Raw genomic sequence first — 20,472 nt, forward strand, 5'->3', positions numbered from 1 at the left:
GAACAGCACCATGAAACGGATCACAGCAGCCATGGCCTTGACGGCCACACTTCTCGCGTCGGCGGGGTTTGCCCATGCGGAAGGCGAACTCAACATCTACAACTGGGGCAACTACACCAGTCCAGAGATGATCAAGAAATTCGAGGACCAGTACAAGGTCAAGGTGACCATCACCGACTACGATTCCAACGACACCGCGCTTGCCAAGGTTCGCCAGGGCGGTTCCGGCTTCGACATGGTCGTGCCGTCGCAGAATTATGTTCCCATCTGGATTTCGGAAGGGCTGCTGCTTGAAACCGATCCGTCCAAGATGGAAAACTTCAAGAACGTGGCGCCCGAATGGACCGAGACCGACTTCGATCCGGGCCGAAAGTATACGGTTCCCTGGGCGATGGGCACGGTCGGTACCGTCGTCAACACCGATGTCTACAAGGGCGATATCAACACCTGGGGCATCATCTTCGATACGCCGGATGAGCTGAAGGGCAAGGTCAACGTCGTTCCGGAAATGACCGACGTCATCGACGCCGCCGTACTCTACAACGGCGGAACCAAATGCACCGGCGATCTGACGATCCTCAAGAAGGTGCGCGACACGCTGGTCAAGGCCAAGCCGAACTGGGTGGCGATGGAATACGGCACCATCGAGAAGATGGGCTCGGGCGATTTTTCCGCCTCGAGCGACTGGAACGGCTCGGCCTTCCGCCAGCGGTTGAAGAACCCGGCGATTCACTATGGTTATCCGAAGGAAGGCTTCGTCAACTGGAGCGACAATCTTGCCGTCCTCAAGGATGCCAAGAATGTCGAGAATGCCAAGCTGTTCCAGAACTTCATGATGGATCCGGAAAATGCCGGCATGAATTCCGGCTTCCACCGTTATGCCAACGGCATCGCCGGATCTGACAAGTTCATGCCGGCCGACATGAAGGGGGCGCCGGAAATCGACGTGCCGAAGGAGTTCGCGTCGCTTGGCGTTCCTTCGAAGACCTGCCCGCCGGAAGTTCAGGAACTCTACACGAAGATCTGGACCGAGCTTCAGAAGTAAGCCCGAAATCATCGCACCCCGCAGCAAGCAGCGCGGGGTGCGATCTCATTCCTGCTGACGGATATCATTCATGAAAACCGTATTCTCGCCCCGCCACCGCGGCCATGCCGACCAGCTCGAACTCGTCGCGGGTGCCATCGTTCCCGGCTACGAACTGACCTCGCGTGCCGAATATGTTTCCGCGCGCATCAAGGCCATCGGCCTGGGGCCGATCCTTGCACCTGAGGAGCATGATCTGACGACGGCCGCCCGCGTTCACAGGCAGGATTATCTCGATTTCCTGCCGACGATCTGGGACCGCTGGACCGCCGAGGGCCGTTCCGGCACGGCGCTGCCCTTCACGTGGCCGACACGGGGCCTGCGCGGCGACGTGCCGCCGGAGTTCATCGATGGGCTGCTCGGCTATTATTCCTTCGATGCCGGCTGCGGCATCGTCGAAGGCTCGTGGGACGCGATCAAATCCTCGCACGATGTTGCGCTGACGGCCGCCGGTCTCGTGCAGGATGGCGAACGCGCCGCTTTCGCGCTCTGCCGCCCGCCGGGCCACCATGCCGGCGCCGGCTTCATGGGCGGCTATTGCTACATCAACAATGCGGCCGTGGCCGCGCAATGGTTCCGCGACAACGGTGCCAAACGTGTCTCGATCCTCGATGTCGACTATCACCATGGCAACGGCACGCAGGAAATCTTCTATTCCCGCGCTGACGTGCAGGTGATCAATCTCCATGCCGATCCGATGCAGGAGTATCCCTATTTCCTCGGACATGCGAACGAACGCGGCGCCGGTGAGGGGGAGGGCTACAATCTCAACTATCCCATGCGTTTCGGCACCGATTGGGCGCGCTGGAGCCAGTCGCTGGAGGATGCCTGCGGCAAGCTGGTGGCCTATAATCCTGATGTCGTGGTGGTCTCGCTCGGCGTCGATACGTTCGAGAAGGATCCGATCAGCAAGTTCAGGCTGAAGACCGAGGATTTTCCGAAGATCGGAGAGCGCATTGCCCGCCTCGGCGTGCCGACACTGTTTGTCATGGAAGGCGGCTATGCCGTCGCCGAGATCGGCGTCAACGCGGTGAGCGTCCTGACCGGATTCGAGGACGTTTGATCGTGGCTCCCGCATCAATCATGAGTTTGGGCGTCGTGCAGTTCGCCTGCACGGATGATCTCGCCGAAAATCTCGCGACCGCTTCGCGGCTGATCCGGCAGGCCGCTGCGAAGGGCGCCAACATCGTATTGGTTCAGGAGCTTTTCGAAGGTCTGTATTTCTGCCAGACGCAGGATCCGGTCCATTTCGCGCAGGCGCATCCGCTTGCCGCTCATCCGGTGATCGCACCGATGCAGGCCTTGGCACGCGAACTTGGCGTCCTGCTGCCGGTTTCATTTTTCGAGAAGAAAAACCAGGCTTTCTACAACAGCCTTGCGATGATCGACGACACGGGCGCGATCCTCGGTGTCTACCGGAAATCGCATATTCCGGATGGGCCGGGCTACAGCGAAAAATTCTATTTCCGGCCCGGCGATACCGGCTTCAAGGTCTGGCCGACACGCTTCGGTACGATCGGTATCGGGATCTGCTGGGACCAGTGGTTTCCGGAAGCCGCCCGCGCCATGGCGCTGATGGGGGCAGAGCTGGTCCTCTATCCGACCGCGATCGGCTCGGAGCCCGCCCGGCCCGATCTCGATACGATGGAGCATTGGCGCATGGTGATGCGCGGCCACGCCGCCGCCAACATGATGCCGGTCGCCGCCGCCAACCGGATCGGCTCGGAAACGATCGGCGGCCTGTCACAATCCTATTACGGCTCTTCCTTCATTGCCGGTCCGGATGGGCAACTTGCGGCCAGTGCCGGGCGCGATGCCGAGGAGGTGCTGGTCGCCAGTTTCGACAGGCAATTGCTGGCCGATAATCGCGCCGCCTGGGGCATGTTCCGCGATCGTCGCCCGGAGCTTTATGGCGTGCTGGCAACGGCGGATGGTGGAGACAGGACATGACGGATTTCACACGCGCGGACGTGACGCTCGCCAACTGGCGAACAGCGCCCTATTCCCGCTGGTCCTTCCGGAATGTCAGCGAGGTCGTGCCTTCCGCCGTCATTCTCTCCAGCCGCCAGGGCGAAGGGCCGCCGATCAACCTGAGCGCGCTTGAAACGCTGGAGGTATCAGGCGTTGACGGCGGGGCCGTGTCGCTGAAGGCGTTTCTAACCTCGAGCGAAACCGACGAGCTTGTCGTGATGCGGAACGGACGCATCGTCGCCGAATGGTCGGCGGCGCATTCCGATCCGGCCCGCCCACACATCATCTTCTCCGTTTCAAAGTCGCTGACCGCATTGCTTGCCGGAATTCTTGCCGGAAAGGGTCTGCTCTCGTTCGACAAGCTTGTCGGTGACTACGTGCCAGAAGTCGCCGGTTCCGCCTATGCGGATGCAACGGTGCAGCAACTGTTCGACATGGAAATCAGCGTCGATTTCGTCGAGGACTATCTCGACACCTCGGGCGGCTTTGACCGCTACCGCCGCGCAACCGGATGGAACCCCGACAAGCCTGGCAACCCGGCGCCGGATTTGAAGAGCTTCATCTGCAGCATCGGGAAGGGCTCCTGGGAACACGGAGAAAAACATGCTTATCGCTCGCCCGATACGGATCTTGCCGGTATCGTGCTGGAGCGGGCTGCCGGTGCGCGGCTGGCCACGTTGCTCAGCCAGCATCTCTGGAAGCCGATGGGGGCTAAGTCCGATGCCATGATCACGGTCGACCGCATCGGCACGGCCCGCGCCGCCGGTGGCATGTCGGCGACGGCGCGCGACCTGGCGCTGGCCGGCGAACTCGTCCGCAGGCAGGGCGGCGGACTGATCCCGCCGTCTTTCATCGATGGCCTCTGGACGGGCGGCAACCGTGAAGCATGGAAGAACGGCGACCAGACGACGCTGTTTCCAACCGGCAGCTACCGCAACTATTGGTACGAGACCGGCGGCGGAGAACTTGCAGCCATCGGCATTCACGGCCAATGGATCTGGATCGAGCCGGCCACCGAAACTGTGATCGTCAAGCTGTCGTCGCAGGCCCTGCCGGTCGATCCGATCCTCGATCAGGCCATCGTGCGCATGCTGCGCAAAGTCGCCACAGCTGCGGCCTCCTGATGGAGGCGGTGCGAAATCGGGCTAGCCGGCTTTCTCGATAAGCAGCATGTTCGCTTCTTCGTCCGGAGTAGCTGGCCAGCGCATCAGGGCCTGCGCGCCCAAAGGCGTCAGGCCGTAAATGCCGCGCTCAAGCCGTTCGAACCAGCCATAGACATTGCCGCGCAGGATATTCATTGCTGTAGGCACGATCGGCTTCAGGTCCCTGGGGCGGAGCGGCCCGGCTTGCAGGGCGGCCGCGCAGGCAAGCGCCTGCTGGCGATAGGCCGTCATGATCGGTGCGCGCGTGCTGCCGCCAACCGCCGGATCGCCTTTGCGGCGCTTGTGTTCGTTGACGAGGCGCGACCGCTTGCGCGCATTCTTGCGCGGCATCGGTGCAACCGGGCTGACGATGACATCGACCGTGCCATTGTCGGCAACACCGAGCATGCCAAAACCAAGCCGCCGGCAGAGGTCGCGGTAGCGACGATCGCTTTCGCGGCCCTTTCCCTTCGCAGAAACGCGGGCGGCAATCCACACTTCGTCGCTCGCCGCCGCCCTGTCGACGGCCTGGAGGACCAGTTCGAGATTGAAACTGAGCTTGAGTTCGCAGACCACCACGACCGGCGGCTCGTCAGGCGTGAGGCCCACGAGATCGCAGCCGGCGATTTCGCCCTTGACGCTGTAGCCGGCCGCTTCGAGAAAACCTTTGATCGGCAGATAGAGCGTGGTCTCCAAATCATGTCCTCACATCATCGTCAGCCACGGTCTTTACGCGTTTCGTGGGCGAGATCAACGGAGGCTTGCAATTTTGCGGACAGTGGCTGGCTGCTATTGCCCCTCCTGATCCCAACCCCAACGCAAGGGCAAGGCATCGGGCCGCCGGATGACGCGGCGTGGCGTGAAACGCCAGAGACGTTCAGCTCTCTGAAAAGCTGCAATATCCGGAGATTCCAGCACCACTTCCGCGTCGCCCGACAGGTGGAGCAGGTCACCGGTCTCGAAGTCGACAAAGACGAGGCCGGCCTTGCCGTTGGCAAGGATATTGCCGAGCGTGTTGAAGAACAGATTGCCGGCGAAGTCCGGAATGGTCAGAACGCTGGCCTCGTCGATGCGGACGAAGCCGGCTTCGCCGCCGCGATGCGAGACATCCACCTGCCGTTGCCCGTTCTCCACCTCGGCATAGGACGCGACGAAGAATGTATCGGCGGCGGTAATCATCCGCCGAACGCCAGCGTCGAGCCGATCAAGCGTCAATGGCTCACCGGCAGGCGATGCGGACGGGTCGCGGATGAACTTGAAATCGCGCGGCTGGATGTATCTCGGACAGTTGCCATAGGATTGACCGACCTTCACATCAAACGCGTCGGACCCGCTGCGTGTGATCGTTCCGTTCAGCCGGTTGCGGCGGCGCGTGTGCAGCTCGATACCGAGCATGCCGATTGCGTCGCCATCGTCCATTCCGGCGTCAGCCGGGTCGCCGGGTTCGCGCGCGAGGCTGACGCTCAACGTGACAGGATCGGGGCTTTGCAGGAAGCCCGGATGCGCGGCGCGCAACGTCGCCCAGGGGTTCCCCTCGTCATCCACAGTGCCGAGGACGATGAAGGGAAGTTGCGGATAAAAGGCTCGATGCTGGTCGATCAGGTAATCGCGCAGTACGCGGCGGCCGACCTCTTCCATGCGCTCGGCAACGCCGGTTTGCTGCTGGAGGGCACGCTCGCCCGCATGCCAGGGTGATGGGGCTTCGATCATGTGGGCGGTCGGCATCGTATGGTCCTCTTGAAAAGAAGGACGAGCGGCACGACGCCGCTCTCCGGGTGTTTGATCAGGCCATTTCAGGAATGCCGATCGCGGTCTTCTGGAAGGCAACGAAGCCGGGAAGAGTTTCGACGCGCTTCAGCCAGGCGTTGACATTCGCATAGGCGCTTCGGTCGACATTTCCTTCCGGCGCGCGGGCGATGTAGCTGTAGAGCGCGACATCGGCGATGGTCGGATGGTCGGCGGCGATCCATTGGCGCCCGTTGAGTTCCGCGTCGACACGCGCCAGGATGACATGGGCGCGGGCGATGACTTCGGCTGCGTTGAACGGTGCGCCGAAGACGGTGACAAGCCGCGCCGCACAGGGGCCGTAGGCGATCTCTCCGGCGGCGACCGAAAGCCAGCGTTGCACGGCAGCGGCACCCTTTGGGTCTTCGGGAAGCCAGTTTTCCGCCGCGTGCTTCTTCGCGAGATAGACGAGGATGGCGTTGGAATCGGCGATGATCGTGCCGCCGTCATCCAGCACCGGCACCTGGCCGAACGGATTGAGCTTGAGGAAGTCAGGTGCTTTATGCGCGCCGGCTGCAAGGTTCACTTCGACCAGCTCCGCATGGACACCGAGCAGGGACAGGAACAGCCGGGCGCGATGCGCATGGCCGGAAAGGGGATGGTAATAGAGCTTCATAGCGGGTCTCCATGGTTCGTTGATCGCCGTGGAGACTATGTTTCTTTCTTTGTGCGAACAGAAGCATGATAAATATCAAGACATAATTCCATTTTACGAAATAATGGTGAGGAAGAAAGATCATGGATCGGCTTCAATGCATGCGGGTTGTGGTGAAGGTCGCCGATACCGGCAGTTTTGCCCAGGCGGCGCGGGCGCTGCACACGAGCCCGCCGGCAGTGACCCGGGCCATTGCCTATCTGGAGGACTTGACCGGCGCGCGGCTGTTCCTGCGGTCGACGCGATCGGTGAAACTGACGGCGCCAGGCCGCCGCTATGTCGAGGATTGCCGCCGCATCCTTGCCGATATCGACGAAGCCGAAGCCTCCGCCGGCGGCTCCCATGCCACGCCGTCCGGCCTGCTGACGGTCACGGCACCCGTTCTGTTCGGCCAGATCTATGTCATGCCGATCCTGACATCGTTCCTGACCCGGCATCCCGCGGTGACAGGGCGCGCGCTTTTGCTCGACCGCGTCGTCAACCTGATGGAGGAGGGCATCGATGTCGCCTTGCGGATCGGACACCTGCCGGATTCCGGGTATAGCGCCATCAAGGTCGGCAGCGTGCGGCGGGTCATCTGCGGAGCGCCTTCCTATTTCGAAAACCATCCGGTGCCACGGGTTCCCGCCGACCTGGCGGGGCACACCATCATTGCCAATACGGGCTCGTCGGCGCCGCTCGACTGGCGGTTTGCTCAAGGAGCCGATACCAGCGTCACGCTTCATCCCAGGCTTTTCTGCAACACGGTCGATGCCGCGATCTCGACGGCCGTCAGCGGTTGGGGCCTGGCAAGCGCCTTGTCCTATCAGGTGGCGTCGGCTGTCAGTAATGGCCGGCTGCGGATCGTGCTGGCGGACTACGAAGAGCCGCCCGTGCCGATCCATGTGATGCACGCCGAGGGCCGGCATGTCTCCGCCAAGACACGCGCTTTTGTCGATTTTCTCGTGTCGGAATTGCGCGCCAATCGCTATGTGCAGAGTGCCTCTTCATAAGAATTTGCTAAAATTGCCCGGTTGACAGGCGGCCGTTTTCGATTTACGACTGACGAAATTCAAAATTCGTCAGTCGTAAATCGAAAGATTGTAGAGATGAATGACAGCACCGAAATCCTCGATGCCACCCGGCAGGAAAATGTGACGCGGATACTGGATTCCGCCGAGCGGCTTTTCCGGCACTATGGCTACACCAAAACCAATGTCGCCGACATTGCGCGTGACCTCGGCATGTCGCCCGCCAATATCTACCGCTTCTTTGCGTCGAAGACCGAAATTCACCAGGCTCTTTGTGGACGCATGCTTGAGGGCGGCTATCAGCAGGCCCTGGCAATCTCCCGTCTGCCGATCGGCGCGGCCGATCGGCTGCGGCAGTATCTGCATGCGCAGCACCAGATGATCGTTACTGCGATGCTCGATCACGAAAAGGTGCACGAGATGGTCATCGTCGCCATTGAGCGGGACTGGCACGTCATCGAAAAGCACATTGACCGGATGCAAGAGCTGCTCAAGGAGATCATCCGTCAGGGTATAGCCTCCGGCGAATTTGCCGAGCAGGACGCTGCCATTGCGGCCCGGTGTTTCGGTGCTGCGACCGTCAACATGTGCCATCCGCAGATGGTGGCCCAATGTCTTTCCAAGCCTAATCGGGCGACGCCCGAAGAACTCATCGAATTCGCCATCAAGGCCTTGAGATAAACGCGGCCGCGCATGCGGCCTACCTTCGACAATTCATTTAGAAATCAGGAGCGCGAAGATGTTTTCGCCCAGTCAGTCCAGCATTCGTTTGTCGGTTATTGCCCTTACGTCCGTCGCGGTCCTTGCATTGTCGGGCTGCTCCGAGGAGAAAGCAGCGACGAAGGAGATCGTCCGCCCCGTGAAGGTGGTCGAGATTGCCGCGGTCGACAGCACGCGCATGCTCAGCTATTCCGGCACGGTTCGTGCCCGCACCGAAATGAACCTCGGTTTTCGGATCAATGGCAAGATCACGGAGCGGCTCGTCGATATCGGTCAGCGGGTGAAATCCGGCGATCTGCTCGCCCGTGTCGACCCGGCAGACTATGAGCTTGCCGTCCGCAGCGCGCAGGCAAGCCTTGATTCAGCCGATCGGCAGGTCGAAACCACGGAATTGGCTCGCGTCCGTGCCGAGCAGCTGTTTGCCAAGAACGTCTCTCCGAAATCGCAGCTGGAGCAGGCGACGCTCAGTTACAATCAGGCTGTCGCTACCCGCGACTCGGCAAAATCGGCTCTGGATCAGGCAAGGAACCAGGTCAGCTACACCGATCTGAAATCCGATCAGAACGGCATCGTTACCGCCATCAACGCCGATGTCGGCCAGGTCGTCAGCTCTGGAACACCGGTTGTCACTGTCGCCGTCGACGGCGAGAAGGAAGTGCTGGTTGCCATACCCGAAACGGATATCGCACAGTTCAAGCCCGGCAAGGCCGTCAAGGTGGGCTTCTGGTCGGATGCCGCGCTGTTCCTTCAGGGCAGGGTTCGCGAGGTTGCCGGCAGCGCAGAACCGCAATCGCGCACCTTTGCCGTCCGCGTCAGCCTGCCGAGCGATCCGAACGTGCTTCTCGGCATGACCGCCGGTATTGTCGCCTCCGCGACGAATAACCAGCAGCTGGTGTCCATCCCGCTCAGCGCGCTTGCCAAGAAGGACGATCAGCCGGTCGTCTGGACGGTCGATCGTGCCGGTGACACCGTGCATTCCCGACCGGTCAAGGTCGCCGGTTTTACCGGTGACGGCGTGCGGATCTCCGAAGGGCTGAAGCCCGGCGATGTTGTGGTCGCCGCCGGCACCCAGTTCATGACGGAAGGCCTCAAGGTGAAGCTCGACAGCGAAACACCGCAGCAGTCCGCGTCGGCCAATGACGCCGGCAGCAACGCCCGGCTCGTGCGCTGAAACCCAGATCCATCGAAAGCGGAACAACGCCGATGACCACCTCCATCGATCAAAAGCAGTCCTTCAACCTGTCGCGCTGGGCGATCGGGCATCCGAGCATCGCGCGGTTCCTGTTCGGCCTGATCCTCATCACCGGCGTGCTCGGCCTGATGCGCATGGGCCAGAAGGAAGATCCGGACTTCACCTTCCGTGTCATGGTCGTTCAGGCGATCTGGCCGGGCGCCTCGATCCAGGACATGGAAGACCAGGTCGTCAACAAGATCGAGCGCAAGCTGCAGGAAACGCCGCATCTCGATTTCGTCCGTTCCTATACCCGTGCCGGCAGCGCCATCATCACGCTGCAGGTCAAGGGCGACACCAATTCGGCTGAGGTTGCCGATGCCTTCTATCAAGTGCGCAAGAAGGTCGGCGACATCGCCAACGAACTGCCGCAGGGCCTGCTCGGGCCTTATTTCAACGACGAGTTCGGCGATACCTTCATCACCCTGCATTCGCTCAGCGGTGATGGCTACAGCTATCCGGAACTGAAGAAATTTGCCATCCAGGCGCGCGACATGCTGTTGACGACGCCCGGCGTCGAAAAGGCCGTCATCATCGGCGACCAGCCGGAGAAGATCTATATCGACATTTCCTCCGCGGTGCTCGCCTCCCGCGGACTGACGCTGACCGACGTGCAGAATGCCATCAAGGGGCAGAACAATGTCGATCCGGCCGGTTCCGTCGATACCGGCACGCGCTCGGTGCGTATCTCCGTCGAGGGCGGGCTGACCAAGGCGTCGGATATCCGCGAGCTTCGGTTGAAATCCGGCAGCGAGGTCACGCGCCTCGGCGATATCGCCACCGTCTCTTCGGGCCTTGAGGATCCCTACCAGCGCAAGTACCGGTACAACGGTCAGGATAGCGTCCAGCTCGGCGTCGTCATGGCCAAGGGATACAACGTCAAGGATGTCGGCGCGGCGGTCGAGGAGACCTACAAGCGCTTCGAATCCGCGCTTCCCTATGGTGTCGCCGTCGATCAGATCGCCAACCAGCCGGAAGTGGTGACCGACGCTGTCACCGAGTTCATGCATGCGCTCGGTGAGGCGCTGGTGATCGTGCTGGTCGTCTCCTTCCTGTCGATCGGCTGGCGCTCCGGCCTGGTCATCGCCATTGCCATTCCGCTCGTCCTCGCCGCCACCTTCGCCATCATGTACGAACTCGGCATCGACCTGCAGCGCATTTCGCTGGGTGCCCTGATCATCGCGCTCGGGCTCCTGGTCGATGATGCGATGATCGTCGTCGAACTGATGGAGCGGAAGCTGGAGGAGGGGCTGGGCAAGCTCGATGCCGCCAGCTTTGCCTATTCCTCGACGGCCTTTCCGATGCTGACCGGCACGCTGATCACCACTGCGGGCTTCATCCCCGTCGGCTTTGCGGCCTCCACCGCCGGCGAATATGTGCGCTCGCTGTTCTATGTGGTCGGCATCGCGCTGGTCGTCTCGTGGTTCGTGGCCGTCTATTTCACGCCCTGGCTCGGCTATATGATCCTCAAGCAGCGTGCCCATGCCGGCGAGCATCACGATGTCTTCGACACGCGCTTTTACCGTCGCCTGCGCGGAACAGTCGGCTGGGCCGTGCGCCACCGCGCCATCGTTCTTGTCCTGACGCTGATGACCTTTGCCACCAGCCTCTGGGCCTTCCAGTTCATTCCGAAGAACTTCTTCCCGCAGTCCTCGCGTCCGGAAATCCTCGTCGATCTCTGGCTGCCGGAAGGCACCAGCATCAAGGAGGTGGAGACCCAGGCCAAGGCGCTCGAAGCGAAGATACTGGACGACAAGGACAAGAAGTTCATCGCCACCTATATCGGCGAAGGCGCCCCGCGCTTCTTCCTGCCGCTCGACCAGCAGCTGCGCAATCCGAACTTCGCCCAGCTTCTGGTCATGGCCAATGACGAACCGGCCCGTGAAAGACTGATCGTCAAGTTGCGGACGATCCTTGCAGAGGATTTCCCGTCCATTCGCGGCAAGGTCGACCGTCTGTTCCTCGGGCCTCCGACGGGCTGGCCGGTACAGATGCGCGTGACCGGACAGGACCGTGCGGAAGTTCGCCGCATTGCCGATCAGGTCAAGGCGAAGTTTGCCGAAAACCCCGAGCTTGGCGCCATCCATGATGATTGGCTCGAGCCGGTCCCTGCCATGAAGCTGGTGATCGACCAGGACCGCGCCCGTGCCCTTGGCGTCTCCTCGCAGCGCATCCGCCAGGTGCTGCAGGCGACGATGAGCGGTGCGCCGCTCGACGATTTCCGCGACGGTGAGGAAACGGTTTCGATCGTTGCCCGCGAACCGGAAACGAGCCGCCATCTGCTGTCGGCGGTGGATTCGATCTATATCCCGACCGATTTCGGCAGTTATGTGCCGTTGTCGCAGGTTGCCAAGGTCGTCCCGGTTCTGGAGCAGGGCGTTGAATGGCGCCGCAACCGCCTGCCGACGATCACGGTGCGCGGCACGCTGCCCGATGGCGTGCAGCCCAACGACGTGGCGATGAAGATGTATGCCGACATGAAGCCGCTGCGCGACAGCCTAGCGCCCGGCTACTCGGTCGAAATCCAGGGTGGCGCCGAAGATGCGGCCGAAAGCCAGCAGTCGATCGCCGACAAGGCGCCGATCATGCTCGCCGTCATCGTCGTGCTGCTGATGATCCAGCTGCAGCATTTCGGCAAGGCGATGCTGGTGCTGGCAACCGGCCCGCTCGGCATCATCGGTGCGGCCGCCGCCCTTCTGATCAGCGGCGCGCCCTTCGGCTTCGTGGCGATCCTCGGCGTCATCGCGCTGCTCGGCATCATCATGCGAAACTCGATCATCCTCGTCGATCAGATCGACCAGGATATTGCCGCAGGCATGGATCGGACGGAGGCCATCGTCGGCTCGGCCGTCCGCCGTTTCCGCCCGATCGTGCTGACGGCAATGACGGCGGTCCTGGCGCTGATCCCGATCTCGCGCGGCGTCTTCTGGGGACCGCTTGCCTATGCGATGATGGGCGGCATCCTGGTCGCCACGGTGCTGACCATCCTCGTGCTGCCGGCCGGCTACGCCCTGTTCTTCGGCAAGGAACCGAAGAGCAAGGCTGCCGAGCCCGAGCAGGCGAGCGACGAACCCGAGATGGAGACGATGTATCCGGCATCGCTTGCGGCGGAATAGTCCACCCAGCCTTGAGCGGAAGCTACGTCAGACGGCGCCCTTCATGATCGAAGAGGCGCCGTTTGCCTGTCTCGGACGTCAGTCGAACGGTGCTTCCCGCCGCGATCGGTTCGGCGCCGCGATGCTCGGCGGTAATCGGCTGGCCGTCGGCGAGCTGGCAGTAGAGATATTGCGTGCCACCCAGATATTCGAAGAAATCGACCCTCGCATCGAGCCCTTCGTCGGTATTATCAGCGACGACAAGATGCTCGGGACGGATACCGAAGGACACCTTGTCTCCGGGCTTGAGGCCGCCACCGCTCACGGGGATCGTCATTTCGGTCTGCCCGATCGCGACCTTGCCGTTGCCCAGCCACTGTGCATTCAACAGGTTCATCCGCGGCGAGCCGATGAAGCCGGCCACGAACATATTGGCCGGGTTCTCGTAGATTTCGCGCGGGCTGCCGGTCTGCTCGATGCGGCCATCGCGCAGCACGACGATCACGTCGGCGAGCGTCATTGCCTCCGTCTGGTCGTGGGTGACATAGATCATCGTATTGCCGAGCTCGCGGTGAAGCCGTGCGATCTCGATGCGCATCGAGACGCGCAGTTCCGCGTCGAGATTGGAGAGCGGCTCGTCGAACAGGAACACATCCGGCTTGCGCACGATCGCCCGGCCGATCGCCACCCGCTGGCGCTGGCCGCCGGATAGCTGTCCGGGCCGGCGTTCGAGCAGAGGATCGATCTTGAGGATCGCCGATGCTGCCCTGACGCGGGCTTCGATCTCGGCCGGCTCCGTGTGCGCCATCTTCAGCCCGAAGGCCAGGTTGTCGCGCACGCTCATATGCGGATAGAGCGCATAGGACTGGAAGACCATGGCGATGCCCCGGTCGGAGGGATCGAGATCGGTGACGTTGCGCCCCTTGATCTCGATCTCGCCGTCGGTCACCTCTTCCAGCCCGGCGATCATCCGGAGCAGTGTCGATTTTCCGCAGCCGGACGGGCCGACGAAGACCACGAAGGAACCCTCCGCGATCGTCAGGTCGATGCCGTGAATGACTTCCAGGCTGCCGAAGCTCTTGCGAATGTCGGTCAGCACCACACCGGTATCGGACATATTGTTATTCACCGCTTACTTCGCCCGCTCGGACCCAGACCAGCATTTCGCCCGGCTCCCGATTGTCCCAGAAAGGGTAAGGCACGAACCGCGCCGTTGCCCTTTTCGTCCTCGGCGGCGTTGTACGATAAAGCGTGGTGCCCCAGTCGGTTTCATCGCGCATGACGGGAACATCGAGCGCCACCGCGCCGCGCAGCTCGGCGATTTCCGTTGTCCTTGCCGCGGCGAGGTTACCGGTCAATTCGATCGCGTTCAATTCCCGGCCATTGTCGGTTGCCTCGACGCAGTAGACCAGCGGTCCGCGCATCAGCGCCGCGCGGCCGGCATCCTGGCGGACGAGCGGATTGGCAAACAGCGCCCGTGGTGCAAGCGGAATATCGAGATCGATATGGTCTCCGCTCTTCCAGTCGCGCTCGATGCGGGCATAACCGTCGATCGTCACGACACTGAGATCGACGGTCTCGCCGTTGACCTTCAGCATCGAACCATCAGCCCATTCCGGTATGCGCAGCGAGATTGCGAAACGGGCCGGATTGTCCGTCGTCACATCGAAGCGGATCGCGCCGTCCCAGGGATAACGGGTCTTCTGCGCCAGCTCGATCTTGGCGCCGCCGATCTCGAACCGTGCAGTACTCTCCCCATAGAGATGCACGGCGATCTCGTCGTCCGACAATGCATACATATAGGAGCCGATCGAGGCGAGCAGGCGGGCGATGTTCGGCGGGCAGCAGGGGCAATGGTGCCAGACCCAGCGGTGATGCTTGCCGCCGCTCTCCAGCGGGTTTTCGTAAAAGAAGGTCTTGCCGTCGAGCGACAGGCCCGACATGGCGCCATTGTAGAGCGCCTGTTCCATGATATCGGCATAGCGTCGGTTCGGGCCGCGCCCGAGCATGCGGTTGGCCCAGAAGACGAGGCCGACCGAGGCGCAGGTCTCGGCATAGGCGCTTTCGTTGGGCAGGTCGTAATAGTCGGTGAAGCCCTCGTTGGATGCGGCCGGACCGATACCGCCGGTGATATACATCTGCTTGGTCGTCAGGTCGTCCCAGAGGGTTTCGAGCGCCGCCGTCAGGCTGTCGTCGTTGTATTCGGTGGCGATATCCGCCATGCCGGAATAGAGATACATGGCGCGCACGGCATGGCCGACGACCTTTTTCTGGTCGCGCACGGGCTGGTGAGACTGGCTGTATTCATAGGTCTTCTGAATGAAGTTGGCCGGATCGCGGCCGTCGCGGATGGTTTCCTCGGTGAAATAATGCGGCTCGGTGCCGCGCTCGTCGATGAAGAACTTGCAGAGGTCGAGATATTTCTTGCTGCCGGTGACGCGGGCAAGCTTCACGAGCGCCAGTTCGATCTCCTCATGGCCGCAATAGCCGCGCAGCTGGCCTTCGCCACGGCCGAAGGTCTTGATCAGGTAGTCGGCATAACGGCACATGATGTCGAGCAGCTTGCGCTTGCCGGTCGCCTGGAAATAGGCGACGGCGCCCTCGATCAGATGACCGGCGCAATAGAGTTCGTGATGGTCGCGCAGGTTGGTCCAGCGGCGGCCGGGTTGGACACGCTGGAACCAGGCATTGAGATAGCCGTCCTCATCCTGCATCTTCCCGTACATGTCGATGATCTCGTCGACACGCGCTTCGAGCTTCGGGTTCGGTCGGCGGTATAGCGAATAGGCGACCGTCTCGATCGACTTGCCGAGATCCGAGTCCCAGAACATCTGCGTGGTGCCGCCCCAGGGCTGGATCGGGATGACGATGCCGGGGCTCGGCTTGCTGGTGTCGATGGCATCAAGCATGCCGGCCTCGACGCAGCGGTCGAGCAGCGTTTCGGCGGTCGTGTCGCAGATCGCATCCTGGCGATCGCCGAACAGGCCGTGGATATCGACGCTGGGTACGGGCAGGGGGCGGAACTGGCGGTCTCTTTTCATCGTGTTCATGGCTTCATCCGTTTCTTGAGATCATTTCACCGCGCCGGCCATCAGCCCGCGCATGTAGTAGCGTTGCAAAAGCAGGAAGACGATCAGGCAGGGGACCGTCATGACGGCAACGCCGGCTTGCACCGCGCCCCAGTTGACCGCGCCGAGACGCCCGGCACGCACCGCCATCATCAGGACGGGCAGCGTGTATTTGTCGTTGCTGGACAACAGGATCAGCGCTGCGAGGAATTCGTTCCAGGCGTTGAGGAAGGCGAAGATCGCCACGGTCGCGACGCCCGGCAGGACCAGCGGCAGAAGCACGCGCACAAGCAACCGCAGATCGCGCGCGCCGTCGATGCGCGCCGCCTCTTCGATCTCCTTCGGCACGGCATCGAAGGCGTTGCGCATCATGAATACCGAGAAGGGCAGCTGCAGCGTCACATAGACCAGCGTCAGCCCGAGCAGCGAATTGTTCAAGCCCAGTTTGGCGAGGATGATGAACAGCGGCGTCAGGATCGACTGGAACGGGATCATCAGCGTGGCGATGATCAAGACGAACAGCACGTTCTTCAGCGGAAAGCGGTAGCGCGAGAACCCATAGCCGGCGAGCAGGCTGACGGCGACGGTCAGCACCACGGTCGCAAGCGAGACCAGCAGCGAATTGATCGTGTGCTGCCAGATGCCCGCGCCGAACGTGTCGAGCGACAGGTAGGAATCGATGCTGATGCCAGAGCTCGGCCATGGCGGCAGCGGCGGCAGGCGGGCTTCCGTGCCGTGGCGAAAGGAAGCCAGAAAGGTGATGACGAAGGGCGCCAGGAAGAACAGGCAGATGGCGATACCAGTCGCGTGATAGGCGCTGTTGGACCGCAAGGCCTTAGCTGCGCGGCGTTGCTTCGAAAGGTTCCTCGTTGAAGGATTCATGGCCGCTCCTCGCCGACGCGCAGCAGCCAGAGCTGGACGATGCTGATCGCAACCAGAATGGCGAGAAGGGCGATCGAAAGGGCCGCGCCATAGCCGAGATTGAACGACACGAAGGACTGGTTGAAGATGTAGTAGACCACCGAGATCATCCGGTTCTGCGGTCCGCCGGATGTCATGATGTAGAATTGGTCGAAGGCAAGGATCGAGCCGGTGACGGAAATGATCAGCGCCAGCGCGATGGTCTTGCGCATCAAGGGTAGTGTCAGATGCCGGAAACGCTGCCAGCGTCCGGCGCCGTCGATGCGGGCGGCCTCCGTCAGTTCCGACGGGATGGCCTGGAGGCCGGTCAAAAGGATGATCATGGTAAAGCCTGCGATCTTCCACACGACCATGACAATGATCGTCAGGAAGGCACTATCGAAGGTGGCGAGCAGGTTCGGGCTTTTGTCGACCCAACCAAGCGCCTTCAGCGCCGGCCCGATGAAGCCGCTGTCGACATTGGCAAGCCACACCCAGAGCAGCGAGGCGGTGGCGAGGCCGACGACGACGGGCAGGAAGATGATGGTGCGGTAGGCGCTGACGAAGCGCCGTTGTTTTTCCACGAAGATCGCCAGCGGAAAGGCGACGGCGAAGATCGCGATGGTGACGATGACGGTATAATAGGCCGTGAACTGCAATGCCGACATGAAGCGGGCGTCGTGGAACATGCGGACGTAATTCTTGAAGCCGATCCAGCGCGTGCCGCCCATCAGCGGCCAGTTGTGCAGGCTCATCCAGCCGGTGAAGATCACCGGCATGACGAAGAACAGGATAACGAGCGCCATTGCCGGCGCGATGTAGACAAGGCCGCGCCAACCCGATCTGCGCCGTCTTTTGCGCTGCGGCGATAGGGTCTTCGAACCGGAACCGGTCATCGAAATGCTCCGCATGGATTTGGAAAAATTGGCCGGGAGGCGGCTTTTCCTCCCGGCCACAGCGGCCGGGGAGATTATTGGCCGCTGTCGATGATCGACTGCATTTCCGTCTGGGCGTTTGAGAAAGCGCCATCAACGTCGTCACCGTAGATGGCGGCGTTGGTGAAGCTCGCCCAGGGGCCGTTGGCGCTGTTGATCAGGTCGTTGAACTGCAGCGTATAGGGCGTCTTGGCGACGGAAATCGCCTGAATGCCGACCTGCAGCCGCGGATCGAGACCCGCCAGCACCTTGTCGGCGATATCGCCGCGGGTCGGCAGGCTGCCGTATTTTGCCATGATCTTCTGGCCGTCCTCGGAATAGATATATTCGAGGAATTCCTTGACGGCGGCGATCTTCGGCGTGCCCTTGGTGATGACGAAATTGTCGCCGCCGGCAAAAGACGACGTTCCGCCCGTGGCGCCGGGGATCAGCGTGACGCCGAAGTTGATGTCCGGGTGTTCGGTCACCAGCGACCCGATGGCAAAGGCGCCGAGGCTCTGCTGGCCGATCTTGCCGTTGGTGAAAGAGAGGAAGTTCGCGCCGTTGTCGCTGGCAGCCCCTGCCGGCACGAGATCCTTCTTGACCATGTTGCGGTAGATATCGACCGCCTTGCGCATTTCCGGCGTATCGAGCGTCGCGGTCTTGCTGTCGGCCGACAGGATGTCGGCGCCGGAGCCCCAGACGAGCGGGGTGAAGGTGAAGATCATGCAGCCGCCGCAACCGCCACCGGAGAAGTAGAAGCCATAGGTATCGTCACCCAATGCCCGGATTTTTTCCGCGTTGGCGGTGATCTCATCCCAGGTGGTCGGTGCCTTTTCAGGGTCGAGGCCGGCCTTTTTATAGAGGTCCTTGTTCCAGGCGAAGACCGAGGTCTCTACAGATAGAGGCAGACCGTAGATGCGGTCCTCGTAGGTGCCGAGCTTGACGTGCGAGGGCGATAGCGAATTGAAATAGGGCAGAGACTTCGCCCAGTCCGTCAGGTCTTCCAGTTGACCGGCCGCTGCGAAGGCGGGGTTGTAGATCAGGTCCATCGACAGCGCATCGGGCGCCTGTCCGCCGGCAATCGAAGTCGCGTATTTCTGCACCAGTTCCGAGAACGGTACTTCGGTCATGGCGACCTGGTTCTCATGACTGGAATTATAGGATTCGACGGCCTTCTTGAAGGCATCGCCGACGCCGGTGCGAACCCACATTTCCACCTTTTCGGCGGCTGATGCACTGGCAACCAGGCACAGGGTAGCGATGCTGGTCGCTGCCAATAGTCGCTTGATCATGACACTCCTCCCAATATGGCGCTTTCTCCTCGCGCCTTTGCTTATTCCCTCGGGGTTTTGCCCCCGCATGACTGCCGGACAACCAGCCGGCATGGCAGTTTCCTCACGCCCGGCTCGACAGGCCGTCCCTCCGCGAGCGCCAAAACGGTCAATCCCGCCTGCCGCCCGAGTTCCTTCAGTTCCATATCCACCGTCGTCAGCGGCGGCCGCGTCTGGGCCGCGACAATCTCCCAATTGTCGAAGCCGATGACCGACACATCTTCCGGCACCTTGACGCCGCGCTCGCGCAGGGCGTCCACGGCGCCCCGGGCGATCTGGTCGTTGCCGCAGAACAGCGCATCCGGTTTTTCTCCCGCTCTGTTCCAGATCTGCTTGATCGCTTCGTGACCCCAACTTTCGGACCAGACGCCGTACATCACCGGCTCATCTCCACCGGCCGCCGCGCTGTAGGCATCGGCACGCTCCCGCACCGAAAAGAATTCCTTCGGTCCGGTGATATGCACGATGCGGCTCCGGCCGCTCTTCAAAAGCCATTCAACTGCGAGCGTGGCTCCCTGTGCATCGTCCGAGCGGAACGTAACGCTGTTCGGCGTGCCCTCTGTGAAGGCGTAGACCACCGGAACCGGCAGGTTGGAGAGATCGACCGGCAGGCGCCTGTCGAGCCGCTTGCCGGTAGCAATGATGCCATCCACCTGCTTGTCGAGCATCGCCTCGACATGAATCTGCCCGAGCGCCGGATCGTCCTCGATGGCACAGAGGAAGACCGAGACGCCGTGATCGACCAGCGCCTCCGAGATTCCGGCCATCACCGGTAGGGTGAAACGGCCGTAGGTATCGTTGGTCAGAAGCCCGATGGTGAAGCTGCGCTTGCTCAGCAGGCCGCGCGCCAATGCGTTCGGACGAAAGCCGATATTGCTTGCGACACGCTTCACACGCTCCCGCGTCTCGTCTCCCATGCGTCCTGTATTGTTCAGCGCTTTCGACGCAGTCGAAATGCTGACGCCGGCCGCGGCCGCAACGTCATGGATGGTAATCCGCTTCTTGGTTCCCCCGATATCCAGAACATCCTCCCTTTGTTGACATGAGAAAACCTTTTACCAGCGGCTATGTCAAATGGAAAAACGTTTTCTCAAAAAAATTGATGGAGGTCAGGGAAGCAGGCGTTGCAGGTGTCGATGGAGACTTTCTTCCGTTGCGCAATGCCGCGAAAGAGTGGCACTCACTGCTATGCGGGCAGATCACGCGGGCCGGGCATTGAAACGATTTATGGTTTGGCGAGCTATTTGCTACGCGCATAGCGCATGGCTGCTTTGCAAAATTCTGCCTACGATTTAAGCGAAATCAATGTATATTGAATTCATCGAAGTGATGCACCTCCTCCCGCAGAGCTTCGGTATTGTGAGTGTCCTCGCTCCTCCTCCCAGAGGGCACTTGCGGAATGGCAACACTCCTCCTCCCAGTTGCCGTTCGGTTCTATTCGAAAGCCTGCCGCACCTCCTCCCGCGGCAGGCTTTTTCGATTCTAGGACCTTTCCAAACATTCATTTTCCAGAAAACGAAAAACCGCCGCGAAGCGTGAACCTCGCGACGGCTATTTGCATGT

17 protein-coding genes are annotated in these 20,472 nt (G+C 61.5%); 8 read left to right on the top strand and 9 right to left on the bottom strand.

All coding sequences use genetic code 11. The features are described from left to right. Window positions 1–10: 10 nt before the first annotated feature. From J2Z75_RS18145 to J2Z75_RS18160, 4 genes are all read left to right on the top strand, one after another. Window positions 11–1,045 carry an ABC transporter substrate-binding protein gene (locus tag J2Z75_RS18145; protein WP_209854159.1) on the top strand — a complete coding sequence of 345 codons (1,035 nt, stop codon included), beginning with the start codon at window positions 11–13 and terminating at the stop codon, window positions 1,043–1,045. Window positions 1,046–1,115: 70 nt separating this feature from the next. Continuing rightward, window positions 1,116–2,147, top strand: a complete 1,032-nt coding sequence (locus J2Z75_RS18150; protein WP_209854160.1) for a histone deacetylase family protein — start codon at window positions 1,116–1,118, stop codon at window positions 2,145–2,147. 20 nt (window positions 2,148–2,167) lie between these two features. Then, entirely contained in the window at window positions 2,168–3,034 is an 867-nt protein-coding gene (gene aguB, locus J2Z75_RS18155) for an N-carbamoylputrescine amidase (RefSeq protein ID WP_209854325.1), read from the top strand. Beyond that, on the top strand, window positions 3,031–4,179 hold the full coding sequence (locus J2Z75_RS18160) for a serine hydrolase domain-containing protein (RefSeq protein WP_209854161.1): 1,149 nt from the start codon (window positions 3,031–3,033) through the stop codon (window positions 4,177–4,179). Before aguB ends, J2Z75_RS18160 begins: the two co-directional genes overlap by 4 nt. 21 nt (window positions 4,180–4,200) lie before the next feature. Here J2Z75_RS18160 and J2Z75_RS18165 read toward each other — a convergent pair whose 3' ends face one another. The 3 genes from J2Z75_RS18165 to J2Z75_RS18175 all read right to left on the bottom strand — a co-directional run bounded on the left by J2Z75_RS18165 (window position 4,201) and on the right by J2Z75_RS18175 (window position 6,598). Then, window positions 4,201–4,893 carry a DUF2161 domain-containing phosphodiesterase gene (locus J2Z75_RS18165; protein WP_209854162.1) on the bottom strand — a complete coding sequence of 231 codons (693 nt, stop codon included), beginning with the start codon at window positions 4,891–4,893 and terminating at the stop codon, window positions 4,201–4,203. A 93-nt stretch (window positions 4,894–4,986) separates the two neighbouring features. Further along, window positions 4,987–5,922 (bottom strand): pyridoxamine 5'-phosphate oxidase family protein, encoded by a 936-nt coding sequence (locus J2Z75_RS18170; RefSeq protein ID WP_407692776.1) that lies wholly within the window; start codon window positions 5,920–5,922, stop codon window positions 4,987–4,989. A gap of 58 nt (window positions 5,923–5,980) precedes the next feature. Continuing rightward, on the bottom strand, window positions 5,981–6,598 hold the full coding sequence (locus J2Z75_RS18175; RefSeq protein ID WP_209854163.1) for a glutathione S-transferase family protein: 618 nt from the start codon (window positions 6,596–6,598) through the stop codon (window positions 5,981–5,983). A 122-nt stretch (window positions 6,599–6,720) separates the two neighbouring features. Here J2Z75_RS18175 and J2Z75_RS18180 point away from each other — a divergent pair, with 122 nt between their 5' ends. From J2Z75_RS18180 to J2Z75_RS18195, 4 genes are all read left to right on the top strand, one after another. Next, a complete protein-coding gene (locus J2Z75_RS18180) occupies window positions 6,721–7,629 on the top strand; it encodes a LysR family transcriptional regulator (RefSeq protein ID WP_209854164.1) in 909 nt (302 codons plus the stop codon). 96 nt (window positions 7,630–7,725) lie between these two features. Next, entirely contained in the window at window positions 7,726–8,328 is a 603-nt protein-coding gene (locus J2Z75_RS18185; RefSeq protein ID WP_209854165.1) for a TetR family transcriptional regulator, read from the top strand. A gap of 58 nt (window positions 8,329–8,386) precedes the next feature. Then, window positions 8,387–9,538: an efflux RND transporter periplasmic adaptor subunit gene (locus J2Z75_RS18190; protein WP_209854166.1), complete on the top strand. Its 1,152-nt coding sequence runs from the start codon at window positions 8,387–8,389 to the stop codon at window positions 9,536–9,538. 32 nt (window positions 9,539–9,570) lie between these two features. After that, window positions 9,571–12,714 (top strand): efflux RND transporter permease subunit, encoded by a 3,144-nt coding sequence (locus J2Z75_RS18195; protein ID WP_209854167.1) that lies wholly within the window; start codon window positions 9,571–9,573, stop codon window positions 12,712–12,714. A gap of 22 nt (window positions 12,715–12,736) precedes the next feature. On the opposite strand, the gene J2Z75_RS18200 is transcribed toward J2Z75_RS18195, so the two are convergent. The 6 genes from J2Z75_RS18200 to J2Z75_RS18225 form a co-directional block, all read right to left on the bottom strand. Then, the gene (locus tag J2Z75_RS18200) at window positions 12,737–13,810 is read right to left on the bottom strand and encodes an ABC transporter ATP-binding protein (protein WP_209854168.1); all 1,074 of its coding nucleotides are present in this window, start codon (window positions 13,808–13,810) and stop codon (window positions 12,737–12,739) included. 4 nt (window positions 13,811–13,814) lie between these two features. Beyond that, entirely contained in the window at window positions 13,815–15,743 is a 1,929-nt protein-coding gene (locus J2Z75_RS18205; RefSeq protein ID WP_209854169.1) for a glycoside hydrolase family 127 protein, read from the bottom strand. Between the two features lie 21 nt (window positions 15,744–15,764). Then, entirely contained in the window at window positions 15,765–16,643 is an 879-nt protein-coding gene (locus tag J2Z75_RS18210) for a carbohydrate ABC transporter permease (protein WP_209854170.1), read from the bottom strand. Further along, a complete protein-coding gene (locus tag J2Z75_RS18215) occupies window positions 16,640–17,557 on the bottom strand; it encodes a carbohydrate ABC transporter permease (protein WP_209854171.1) in 918 nt (305 codons plus the stop codon). Before J2Z75_RS18215 ends, J2Z75_RS18210 begins: the two co-directional genes overlap by 4 nt. 74 nt (window positions 17,558–17,631) lie before the next feature. Beyond that, window positions 17,632–18,870, bottom strand: a complete 1,239-nt coding sequence (locus J2Z75_RS18220; RefSeq protein WP_209854172.1) for an ABC transporter substrate-binding protein — start codon at window positions 18,868–18,870, stop codon at window positions 17,632–17,634. 41 nt (window positions 18,871–18,911) lie between these two features. Next, on the bottom strand, window positions 18,912–19,931 hold the full coding sequence (locus J2Z75_RS18225) for a LacI family DNA-binding transcriptional regulator (RefSeq protein ID WP_209854327.1): 1,020 nt from the start codon (window positions 19,929–19,931) through the stop codon (window positions 18,912–18,914). Window positions 19,932–20,472: the final 541 nt, after the last annotated feature.

Source organism: Rhizobium herbae (assembly GCF_017873135.1).
Lineage (GTDB): Bacteria > Pseudomonadota > Alphaproteobacteria > Rhizobiales > Rhizobiaceae > Pararhizobium > Pararhizobium herbae.